Source organism: Psychrobacter sp. TS_SC_6 (assembly GCF_056156305.1).
The window spans coordinates 2,249,839-2,261,646 of record NZ_CM149590.1; the positions used below are offsets into that span (position 1 = coordinate 2,249,839).

At 44.2% G+C, this 11,808-nt stretch carries 11 protein-coding genes; 7 read left to right on the top strand and 4 right to left on the bottom strand.

Annotated elements, in window-relative coordinates:
* Positions 1-3 precede the first annotated feature (3 nt).
* From AC0J5Y_RS09515 to AC0J5Y_RS09535, 5 genes are all read left to right on the top strand, one after another.
* Positions 4-840, top strand: a complete 837-nt coding sequence (locus AC0J5Y_RS09515; protein WP_475130461.1) for a bifunctional allantoicase/(S)-ureidoglycine aminohydrolase — start codon at positions 4-6, stop codon at positions 838-840.
* 243 nt (positions 841-1,083) lie between these two features.
* Entirely contained in the window at positions 1,084-1,359 is a 276-nt protein-coding gene (locus AC0J5Y_RS09520; RefSeq protein WP_011514242.1) for a Trp family transcriptional regulator, read from the top strand.
* A gap of 61 nt (positions 1,360-1,420) precedes the next feature.
* Positions 1,421-2,839 (top strand): anthranilate synthase component I family protein, encoded by a 1,419-nt coding sequence (locus AC0J5Y_RS09525; RefSeq protein WP_475130462.1) that lies wholly within the window; start codon positions 1,421-1,423, stop codon positions 2,837-2,839.
* 31 nt (positions 2,840-2,870) lie between these two features.
* The gene (locus tag AC0J5Y_RS09530; RefSeq protein WP_475130463.1) at positions 2,871-3,518 is read left to right on the top strand and encodes an anthranilate synthase component II; all 648 of its coding nucleotides are present in this window, start codon (positions 2,871-2,873) and stop codon (positions 3,516-3,518) included.
* A gap of 271 nt (positions 3,519-3,789) precedes the next feature.
* The gene (locus tag AC0J5Y_RS09535; RefSeq protein ID WP_475130464.1) at positions 3,790-4,737 is read left to right on the top strand and encodes a DMT family transporter; all 948 of its coding nucleotides are present in this window, start codon (positions 3,790-3,792) and stop codon (positions 4,735-4,737) included.
* Between the two features lie 107 nt (positions 4,738-4,844).
* Here the strand turns inward: AC0J5Y_RS09535 and AC0J5Y_RS09540 are convergent, their stop codons facing one another.
* The 4 genes from AC0J5Y_RS09540 to AC0J5Y_RS09555 all read right to left on the bottom strand — a co-directional run bounded on the left by AC0J5Y_RS09540 (position 4,845) and on the right by AC0J5Y_RS09555 (position 8,323).
* Complete coding sequence (locus AC0J5Y_RS09540; protein WP_475130465.1) at positions 4,845-5,588, bottom strand: amino acid ABC transporter ATP-binding protein; 744 nt, start codon at positions 5,586-5,588, stop codon at positions 4,845-4,847.
* 73 nt (positions 5,589-5,661) lie between these two features.
* Complete coding sequence (locus AC0J5Y_RS09545; RefSeq protein ID WP_475130466.1) at positions 5,662-6,399, bottom strand: amino acid ABC transporter permease; 738 nt, start codon at positions 6,397-6,399, stop codon at positions 5,662-5,664.
* A gap of 14 nt (positions 6,400-6,413) precedes the next feature.
* Positions 6,414-7,250, bottom strand: a complete 837-nt coding sequence (locus tag AC0J5Y_RS09550) for an amino acid ABC transporter substrate-binding protein (RefSeq protein ID WP_475130467.1) — start codon at positions 7,248-7,250, stop codon at positions 6,414-6,416.
* Positions 7,251-7,564: 314 nt separating this feature from the next.
* Positions 7,565-8,323, bottom strand: a complete 759-nt coding sequence (locus AC0J5Y_RS09555; protein WP_475130468.1) for a UTRA domain-containing protein — start codon at positions 8,321-8,323, stop codon at positions 7,565-7,567.
* Positions 8,324-8,554: 231 nt separating this feature from the next.
* On the opposite strand from AC0J5Y_RS09555, the gene hutU reads away from it, so the two are divergent.
* Complete coding sequence (gene hutU, locus AC0J5Y_RS09560; RefSeq protein ID WP_475130469.1) at positions 8,555-10,288, top strand: urocanate hydratase; 1,734 nt, start codon at positions 8,555-8,557, stop codon at positions 10,286-10,288.
* Positions 10,289-10,334: 46 nt separating this feature from the next.
* The gene (locus AC0J5Y_RS09565) at positions 10,335-11,717 is read left to right on the top strand and encodes a YjiH family protein (RefSeq protein ID WP_475130470.1); all 1,383 of its coding nucleotides are present in this window, start codon (positions 10,335-10,337) and stop codon (positions 11,715-11,717) included.
* Positions 11,718-11,808 lie beyond the last annotated feature (91 nt).

The window sequence follows — 11,808 nt, forward strand, 5'->3', positions numbered from 1 at the left end:
ACCATGACAACAAAAAGCACTTATTACGCACCAACTGGCGGCTTGCCTCCTCAAACACAATTACTATCCGATCGTGCTATCTTCACCGAAGCTTATGCGATTATTCCTAAACGTGTACTAACTGATATCGTGATCAGTTATCTGCCTTTTTGGACAGGCATGCGCATGTGGGTGCTTGCACGTCCTTTAAGCGGTTTCTCTGAAACCTTCTCACAGTATATTGTTGAAGTCGCACCAAATGGCGGCTCAGAAAAACCTGAGCTAGATGCAAATGCCGAAGGCGTCGTATTCATCGTTGAAGGTGAAATGGACATGACGATTGAAGGCGTGTCGCATCATCTTGAATCAGGTGGCTATGCATTCTTACCACCTGGCTGCAAATGGACGCTAAAGAACAATAGCGACAAGCACGTTAAATTCCATTGGATCCGTAAAGCTTATCAACACTGTGAAGGTATTGACGTGCCTGAAGCGTTTGTAACCAGCGATCATGATGTTGAAGCCATTGAGATGCCGGGTACCAATGGCGTATGGAAAACCACAAGGTTTACAGAGCAGTCTGATATGCGTCATGACATGCATGTCAATATCGTGACGTTTCAGCCAGGTGGCGTGATTCCATTTGATGAAACTCATGTTATGGAACATGGTTTATATGTACTAGAAGGTAAATCCGTCTATCACTTAAATGGTGAATGGGTAGAGGTTGAGGCGGGTGATTTTATGTGGCTGCGTGCATTCTGCCCACAATCTTGTTACGCTGGCGGACCGGGTCCATTTAGATACTTGTTATATAAAGACGTGAATAGACATATGCCGTTTATCCGTCCAGTAAAATAAGTCATCTAATCTAAAGGCACAGTCGTTCATTGTTCTTTAGAACACCAGCAAAAATTTTAATAGTAACGCCAGCTTATTACGATTAGCTGGCTTTTTAATTTTATGCTTAAGTTCATATTTTTAAACAGTGCTTTAACCAAGAATGCTAAAAAATCAATCACTTTACTTGTTTTTTATGTACTACTGTACTAGAATACTGAAACAAGATAGCCACTTACCTCTTTTTTATTAAGAGTAAATATTATGAGCACTGACCCTTATCGTAGCTTGTTGACGCATTTAGCCCATTGCAATGACAGTAATGATATCGATGAGCTATTAACAGCGCTACTGACGACTAAAGAGCAACACGAGATTGCCAATCGCATCTGTATTTTTGATTTGCTCGAACGTGGCATCACCCAGCGTGACATATCCGAACAGCTGGGCGTTGGTATCGCAACGGTCTCTCGTGGCGCTAAAGCCATGCAAATTCACGATGTAAGCGCACTGCTAGCCACTCACAGACAAGACAATTAACGCCAAGAATATTAGCTGAATTTATTTTATAAGACCTATTTGAATTACTTTGGACCTCGTTATGACCTCTCCTACCCTACAATATGACCAGCCTGCTACTATTGATATTCCCAGCAAGCCGCAGCGGATTAAACTTACGCAAGATATTGATTTTTTTGCGTTATTCAAACGTATTGAAGGCGCTTTTGATACTTGTTATTTGCTCGAATCATTGGGCGAAGAAAGCCACATTTCGCGTCACCATGCCATTGGTTTTGATCCGGTTATGACCATCGCTGCCTTGGATCGCACTACCCTTGCCATTACCGATAATAAAACAGCTGAAACACGCCATTATCAAACCGACAATCCTTATCAATTACTGCGCAAAATTACCCCGCAGCATGTCATTGCCCGCGATCAAAGCGGTGGTCTCGTCGGCTATCTAGGCTATGACAGTGTGAATTTTTTTGAACCCAGCCTAAATGCTAAGCCGAGCGAAGACTTTGAGCCGTTTAAATTTGGTGTGTATTTGGATGGCTTAACACTTGATAAAATGACAGGTGAGATTTTTTATTTTTACTATCCGACCGCACAGCAAGACAATCGCATTGAACAAATCAAAGCCTTACTTGATGTCCCCATCCCAAGCTATGAATTGCCCACTGTTGAGTTCTTAGGTGACGGCATGAGTCAAGAAGAGCACGCTAAAGTCGTCATGCAAGTCAAAGAAGACATCATCTCTGGGCGTATCTTTCAATGTGAAGTCGGCTTTAAATCCAAATATCGCATTGCGGGCGATAAGATGCCGATTTATGAAAAACTGCGCACCGTCAATCCATCGCCGCACATGTACTTTATGAAATTTGCTCAGCAGTGCATCATTGGGGCGTCACCTGAGCTATTGTTTCGCTTGCGTCAAGGTGAGATGGAAACCTATCCATTAGCAGGCACTGCCAAACGCGGCGTCGATGTGATCGAAGACCGACAGCTTGCCCGCGCCCTGCTTAATGATGATAAAGAGATTGCTGAGCACAATATGCTGGTTGACTTGCATCGCAATGATATTGGCCGTGTGGCACAGTTTGGTACGGTCAAAGTACGTAGCCTAATGGACATCAAACGCTTCTCACACGTACAGCATATCTCTTCTGAAATCGTCGGTATTTTGCATCCTGACGAAGATATGTTTAGCGCCCTTGCCAGTAATTTCCCTGCGGGTACGTTGTCAGGTGCGCCAAAAGTGGAAGCCATCAAAGTGATTAACGAGCTAGAGCCAGATGGTCGCGGTGCTTACGGCGGCGCACTAGGATCATTTAATTTCAACGGTGATTGTATTTTTGCCATTCCTATTCGCAGCTTATTTATCAATGGCGAGTCGGCCTACGCGCAAACCTGTGGCGGCAATGTCTATGACTCCAATCCAGCAGATGAGTATCTAGAAATCCAGCGCAAACTGTCGGCGATGAAAGTGGTATTAGACAGCTTTATGCATCCGTAAATTGACACTATTTTTATTAAAGAGTTTACCCATGAATGTTTTAATTATCGATAACTATGACTCGTTTACCTTCAATCTTTACCAATATATTGGCGAGATTTTACAGACGCTGGATGGCGATAAACAAGCAAACGTCATCGTCAAGCGTAATAATGAGATTACTCTAGCCGACGTGCAAGCAATGAATCTAGATCGAATCATTATTTCACCCGGCCCTGGCGCACCGGACGATCCCGCTTATTTTGGGGTTTGTAGCGAAGTGATTGAAGTGATGGGCAAGACCACGCCCTTATTAGGTGTTTGCTTGGGGATGCAGGGCATTGCCCATGTGTTCGGCGGTGATGTGGTACGTGCCAATGTCCCGATGCATGGTAAAGTTTCGTCGATACGCCATAATGAGGCAGGTATATATCAAGGACTGCCGCAAGAGCTTGAGATCATGCGTTATCATTCATTGATGGTCAAAGCAGACACGCTACCGGATTGTTTAACGGTCACTGCCGTCGTCGCTAATGATGAACATAACGATTTAGGTTTGGCTGAGTCGGCACTAGCAGGTGATGAGATTATGGGATTGCAACACAACGAGTATCCGATCCAAGGCGTACAATTTCACCCAGAATCGTTTGCGACCGAAGGTGCTAAGCGTCTGCTAACGAATTTTTTACTTCAGGTGTAAATCACGATGCTTAAGCTGGTTTGGAGGATATGAAGCTAAAGGGTAATAAGCTCAAGTGAAGCCTGCACCTAACTCAAATAAATTGCATTTTATATCTAAGTGACTTGTGTTAGTACCTAATTCACGCTTTAATGATAGACTGAAAAAACAAACAAAAGGCAGCCTTTAACCAGGTTGTCTTTTGTTATTTCAGCATACTATTAAGTAATGAGCCAGAAGGCTTGGACCACTTATTCTTTAAACCTGATAACAAATAAAAATAGAGAGCGATATGGCACATACCGATAGCGTAATGTCAGCACGGCAGTCATGGATAGGCACCATTCAAATCATTACAGCCGCTGTCTGCTGGGGTACTTTAGGGATATTCTCAACCTACCTCAATCAAAATGGCTTTAGCGGCTGGCAAACGACTATTTTACGTATCGTGACCGCCGCTCTTATCATCCTGGTCATGTTGCCAAAACTATGGCCACAGCTGCTTAAGCTAGGCCCCAAGCAATGGCTCGGACTGGCAATACAGTCTTTGATTGGTGTACTCGGCATGTCGGTTTGCTATTTTTTTGCCGTTATCTATGTCGGTGCTGGTCCTGCAGTCGCCTTGCTATATACTGCGCCCGTTTTTAGCTTATTATTTTCAGCATTCTTGCTTAATGAATCCATTACTCGGCAGTCAGCCCTACTGGCACTCATGGCAGTATTTGGTGTCGGCTTGACAATGTTAGGTGAGCAGGCGCAAGTCAACTGGGGTATTGCATTAGGTTTATTATCAGGCATATGTTATTCCCTATATGGGGTATTAGGTAAGCGCGCTATGCATGACGCGCACCCTGCTCCTTTAGTATTTTTTACCTCTATTACCATCAGTGCTAGCATACTGCTCCTACTACCTGAAACCTATAACACTTATGGACAACTATTAACCTTACCCTTATCTACTTGGGGCTATGTATTAGGATTGTCTTTGATTGGAACCGTCGTGCCCTTTGCGCTCTATATGAAGGCATTAGAGAAGCTACCTGCCACCCGTGCATCAGTGTTTACTATCTTTGAGCCTTTAACCGCGATTGCTTTGGCAACGCTATTACTGCATCAATCATTATCTTGGATTCAGTATGTCGGCGTCATACTCATTCTGCTAGCAGCTTTATTTAATGCTGTGCTAAACGGTACTACTACTCGTGTACCACGTTGGCTAAAAAGACGGCAAAGGATTTAATCTATATCCTACAATCACTTTTCATAGCCTTAGATTTCTTTCTGTTAAATAAAAAAAGCCCCTACTATGAATAACTGGGGCTTTTTATTTAACATCTTTCAAGCTTATTACTGTTCAATACGCTGTAAAAACGCTTGCGTACGCGGATGCTTTGAATCCTCGAATAATTGCTTGGCACTGCCCTCTTCGACAATTTTACCATCTTCAATCAACACCACATGATCAGCGACATCGCGGGCAAAATTTATTTCATGAGTAACAACGACCATCGTCCAACCTTCTGATGCCAGCTGTTTCATGGTTTCAAGCACGTCTTGTACTAGCTCAGGATCAAGCGCAGACGTTGGCTCATCGAATAGTAGTAAAGACGGCTCAATCGCCAATGCACGAGCAATACCAATACGCTGCTGCTGACCACCCGATAGCTGAAACGGATAGAGATCTGCTTTATCAGACAAACCCACTTTATCGAGTAATACTAATGCTTGCTCGCGTGCTTGCGCTTTACTTTGGCCTTGTACCACCGTAGGTCCAAGCATTAAGTTTTCGATGGCTGTCTTATGTGGAAACAAGTTATAAGATTGAAAGACCATACCTGACTTACGTTGCAGCGCAAGTAAGATTTTTTTCTTAGGTTTAGTGGCAAAGTCAACCGTTAAACTGCCATCATCAAAGGCAATCACGCCTTGGTCAGGTATTTCTAGCGCATTCAGACAACGCAAAAAAGTGGTTTTTCCCGACCCTGATGGCCCTAATATTACCACCACCTTGCCTTTTTCGATGGTCAAATCGATGCCTTTAAGCACTTGATTGCCGCCGAAAGCTTTGTGAATATTAGTGACTTGAATCATAAGACATCCACTTGCAAATTAAAAAACACATAGGTTAAAGGAGGGAGAAATATATCATGAGGTGATAGCGATATTATTTGGCAACATAACGATCAAGACGTGTTTCAAGCCTACCTTGGATAAAGGTCAAAAACAGACAAATACCCCAATAGATAACGGCCGCTTCGATATAAACTAGCATGAACTCATAGTTACGCGCAGTGATGATCTGCGCTTGTTTAAACAGCTCAGTCACCAATACGAGCGATGCTAGCGAAGTATCCTTTACCAGACTGATAAAGGTATTAGATAGCGGCGGTACGGAGACGCGCAGTGCCTGCGGTAAAATGACGTGGCGGAAGGTTTGTAGATAAGTCAATCCTACAGTCGACCCTGCTTCCCACTGTCCTTTGGGAATCGACAAGATAGAAGCACGTACCGTCTCTGATGCATAAGCACCAATATTAAGCGAAAAAGCGATAATTGCTGACGGAAAAGGATCAAGCTTAACCCCGACACTTGGTAGTCCATAAAAGATAATAAACAACTGCACCAGCATTGGCGTGCCACGAATAGCAGACACATAGATGCGAGCAAGTCTATAGACAATCTCATGAACCCAACCAGCACGCGGCACAATACGAATCAGTGCCACGGTCAGCGCAATTGCCATACCGATCGCAAACGATATCAATGCCAGCGGTATCGAATAATAGATAGCGCCTTTAAGCATCGGCCAAAAGGACGAGATAACAATCTGCGCCCGATCAGGACTCATAAATGGCAGTAATGCCAATAAATCTGCTAACCCTGAGGTTATAGAGGCTGCCATAATAGAAGCTAGCATTATTTTTGTTGGCTTATATCAGCACCAAAGAATTCTTGGCTCAGCTTGGTGAGCGTGCCATCAGCTGCTAATGCTGCCATGGCTTCGTTTAATTTTGCCAATACTTCATCATCACCTTTTATCATTACCAAGCCTGAACCAGTCTGCTCACTAACAGGGGCAGTCAGTTTAATCTCAAGCGCTGCATCTGGGAATTTTTTTAGGTAGTCCAAAACCGCAAGATTGTCATTCATAGTAAAGTCAGCGCGATCTTGTTTAACCAACTGAATCGCTTGCGCCATGCCATCGACAGGAACAACTTCTGCTTGATAACGCTCTGCAAGCTCACCATAGTTACTGGTCAATGATTGAGCACTGCGCAGACCTTTTAACGACTCCCACGAGCTATAGCGGTTATCATCTTTTGGCGCTAAAACCACTGCGCCTGACCAGCTATATGCTTGCGCTTTATCATATTTTGCCAAACGCTCAGGCGTGGTTAAGCTGACTTGGTTGGCCACCATATCAAATCGCTTGGCGTCCAAACCTGCGAGCATTGCATCCCACTGAGTTTCTTGAAACTCAACTTTAACGCCAAGTTTGTCAGCAACGGCACGGGTGACTTCTACATCATAACCGGTCAACTTACCGCTCTCATCATGATAAGTGAATGGCGGATAAGTGCCTTCGGTACCGACGTTGATAGTGCCGCCGTTATTGATACGCTGTAGCAAATCAGAACCGCCACTTGTAGCGGTATCAGTTGACTTGGTTTCAGTATCATTGGTAGGTGATTGACCACAAGCGGCAAGCAATACGGTACTTGCGGCAAGGGCTAAAAGCGTGCGACGTTTCATAAGACGTCCTTATCATAGTGAGTAAATAAAAGTGACTGAGTCAAATAAAGCAAAATATGTCCTGCCAATAAAAATGTACTGAAAAATAATCAGATATCATCATAAATATCTGCTTGGTATTATTTGACTGTGACTGCTCAATTTGAGGATACACAGCATATTTTTCAATGCTGGTTTTATTTTTTTCTTAAAAATTTGAGGCATTTTATAACAAATACTTATTCTAAGTCTGCCAATTAAATACCTGCTCATGTGTATATTAACGCAATTTAGAAAGTATAAACGCACAAAAATAGTGAATATGCGTAAGGTTGTTATAGTTCACCTGAAAACTGGTACCGCTCACCTGCGTGCCACATTTTGACAAAAGTTAATACTTGACCTGCTGAATAAGTTTGACGACAAAGTACCAATGTAGGCGACTGCGGGGTAATCTGTAGTAACGCTGCAATCTCATCTGGAGCAGCCAGCGCTCGAATAGTATAGCTACCACGCTCCAGTGGGCTTTTTGCAATAAGATAATCACTGGTATTGACCACGCTAAAATCTTGCTCGATAAAATTAGGAACCTTTAGAGCATCGACCCAGCGTTCTTCAAACTGTATCGGCTGACCATCCGCAAAGTGGATAATTTTGACCTCATATAAAACAGCGGCTTCGCTATCAATACTTTTACCTTCTTTCGATTCAGAAGTTTCAACCATTTTCTCAAGACCAAATTTACGCCGTAGCTCATCATTGAACATAGCAGCGGTAATCACGCGCTTACTGACAACTTGTGCTTGATAATCACGATTGGCCGACTTTAAATCTTGAGCAATATTGCGCACTTCCACAAAGGTATGATTAAACTGCTGCTGGGCGACAAACGTGCCCGACCCTTGTCGGCGCTCCAATACTCGCTCTTCGCTCAATTCCTTTAAAGCACGGTTGACCGTCATACGAGAGACGCCAAACTCCGCTGCCAACGCCATTTCTGTAGAAATCGCATTGCCCGCCTGCCATTTGCCCGCATGAATATTGTCCAATATCGCCTGTTTAATCCGCTGATACGCCGGAATCGTCTTTGTCATATCCGTCTTTAACCGTCAATTTTGCCCATAAGAAGAGCGCCATAATATCATGACAATCATCATAACCTGCATCCAAACACCCGACCTTGCGGTTCTCTATTATAAATAATTTGATGAATACTAAAAAATTGCTTGCATGAAAAAATAATCTTTGATAATTTGTATATACAACTTTGCATAACAGCAAACAATCTTATTAGACAACTGTATAAACAATCATAAGGAATGGTTATGACCACCGAAAATGGAACGCGCAAAAACGCACAAGTCGAAAATAACGGGTTTACCCGCCGTGACGAAAGTCGTGAGATTGCCGCCCCTACTGGTAGTACACTTCATTGCAAAAGCTGGCTGACCGAAGCGCCTTATCGTATGCTACAAAACAATCTGCATCCTGATGTGGCCGAAAACCCAAAAAGTCTAGTGGTGTACGGTGGTATCGGACGCGCTGCTCGTAACTGGGAAAGCTACGATCAAATTTTAGAATCACTAAAAGAATTAGAAGACGATGAGACCTTATTAGTGCAATCTGGAAAACCGGTAGGCGTCTTTCAAACGCATGAAAATGCACCGCGTGTATTAATTGCCAACTCTAACCTCGTACCGCGCTGGGCGACGTGGGAGCATTTCAATGAGCTCGATCGCAAAGACTTGTTTATGTATGGGCAAATGACGGCGGGTAGCTGGATTTATATCGGCACGCAAGGCATCGTCCAAGGCACGTATGAAACCTTTGTCGAAGCAGGTCGTCAGCACTATAATGGCAGCTGGGCAGGACGCTGGATTTTGACCGCGGGTCTTGGCGGTATGGGCGGCGCGCAGCCACTAGCGGCGACCTTTGCTGGCGCGACGTCTTTAAATATAGAATGTCAGCAGTCTAGTATTGATTTCCGTCTACGTACAGGCTACGTAGATAAACAAGCTGACAATCTTGACCATGCTTATGAATTGATCAAACAACATACGGCGGCTGGTGAAGCGGTCTCAATCGCCCTACTTGGCAATGCCGCAGATATTTTACCTGAGATGGTTAAGCGCGCCAAAGCTGGCGGCATGAAGCCTGATTTGGTGACCGATCAGACCTCAGCCCATGACTTAATCAATGGCTATCTGCCAAGTGGCTGGAGCGTTGAAGAATGGAGATCAGCACAAGAAGATCCAGAGCAACACGCTGCATTGACCAAAGCAGCTGCTGCATCTTGTGCCATACACGTACAGGCGATGCTAGACTTGCAGGCAATGGATATCCCAACGACTGATTATGGTAATAATATCCGTCAAGTGGCGTTTGATGAAGGAGTCAAAGACGCTTTTAACTTCCCCGGTTTTGTACCAGCTTATATTCGTCCGCTGTTTTGCCAAGGCAAAGGCCCGTTCCGCTGGGTGGCGCTATCCGGTGATCCAGAAGACATCTATAAAACCGATCAAAAAATCAAAGAGCTGTTCCCTGAAAACCAGCACATTCATCGCTGGCTTGATATGGCAAAAGAGCGCATTCAGTTCCAAGGTCTGCCAGCTCGTATCTGCTGGTTAGGTCTCGGTGAGCGTGATAAAGCAGGTCTTGCCTTTAATGAGATGGTCAAAAACGGCGAGCTAAAAGGCCCTATCGTTATCGGTCGTGACCATTTGGATACGGGCTCTGTTGCCAGTCCAAACCGCGAAACCGAAAGCATGAAAGATGGCTCAGATGCAGTATCGGATTGGGCACTATTGAACGGCATGCTCAATGTCGCAGGCGGGGCGACTTGGGTATCATTGCATCATGGCGGCGGTGTTGGCATGGGTTACTCGCAGCATTCAGGTATGGTCATCGTCGCTGACGGTACGGATGCCGCAGCCAAACGCTTGTCGCGTGTATTGGTCAATGACTGCGGTTCTGGTGTGATGCGTCATGCGGATGCTGGCTACGAGCTGGCGATTAAAACTGCTCAGGATTATGGTCTAAATCTACCGATGATTAAGTAATTCTCTATAGACACATAGATCACATGATTTTATCAAGGAAGATAATATGACCAAGCAAGATACCCTACAACTAGGGAAAACTGAGCAAGTTGCTAACACCGTGCCCGATACGACAACGCCAGAGATATTGCTGTCAAAACCCATTGCCTTACTGCAACTGATTGTCTTTAGTATGATCGGTTTGGTGATGTTTTTTGTGCCATTTACCATTGGTGAAAAAAGTACGATTTTGTTCGACCATGGCGCAACTTATCTGGTCAATCAGCAATATACTTTATCTGTGACTTTGTTGTTTATGCTGATGATATTTGGAGTAAGTAAACCGTTTATTGATGGCTCATGGCGCAAAAACATCACCCATAAAATCCTAACTGTCTTTAAAGTACTGGGACTGGTATTAGCTGTAATGTATATCACTGGTAACGCTCCAGCCTTCATGATGGAAAAAGATATGCTGCCGTTTCTATTTGAAAAACTGGCGCTACCCGTTGGTATGATTGTGCCGCTTGGGGCTTTGATTCTGGCGTTTTTAGTGGGTTTTGGTTTGCTTGAGATGGTTGGCGTGCTGATGCAGCCGATTATGAAACCTATCTGGAAAACGCCGGGTGCATCAGCGATTGATGCAGTTGCTTCTTTTGTGGGCAGTTATTCGATTGGGCTGTTAATTACCAATCGTGTGTATCTGCAAAAGCAATATTCTGCGCGTGAAGCCATTATCATTGCGACCGGTTTTTCAACTGTATCAGCCGCGTTTATGGTAATTGTTGCCAAAACATTGGGATTGATGGAATTTTGGAATCTGTTTTTTTGGTCAACGCTAGTGATTACTTTTATCGTCACCGCTATCACTGCCCGTATTCCACCAATTAGTCAGTTTGATAATGAGGTAGAGCGTCCACATTTAGACTACAAAAGAGGCACGCGTCTAAAAGCGGCATATGAGCTAGGTTTGTCCACGTCACGCCGTGCATCAGATTTTAAACAAATTCTATGGACCAACTTTCGTGATGGCTTGACAATGGCAGCCGCTATTGTGCCCTCTATTATCGCCGTTGGACTCACTGGTTTATTATTGGCCAAGTACACGCCAGTGTTTGACGCCTTAGGGTTGCTGCTCTATCCATTTACGTGGTTAGGCGGATTGCCAGAACCACTTGTGGCGGCCAAAGGTATGTCAGCGGGATTGGCTGAAATGTTCTTGCCAGCGCTATTACTCAGTGAAGCTGACCTGTTGACTCGTTATGTGGCGGGCGTTATCTCCATTAGCAGTGTGCTATTTTTTTCCGCTATGATTCCGTGTGTACTAGCAACTGAGATTCCTATCTCTGTTGGGAAAATGGTCATCGTTTGGTTCCAGCGTGTAGCACTTAGTATCTTACTGGCAGCAGCTTTTGGACATTTGGCAATGTCTTTTGGCTGGATAAGTTAGGATAGATTGCACCTATTAATACAAACACAATATCAATACTACCCCCATATAATAAATACAGCCAATAACATTTAACACTAGGACAATACGC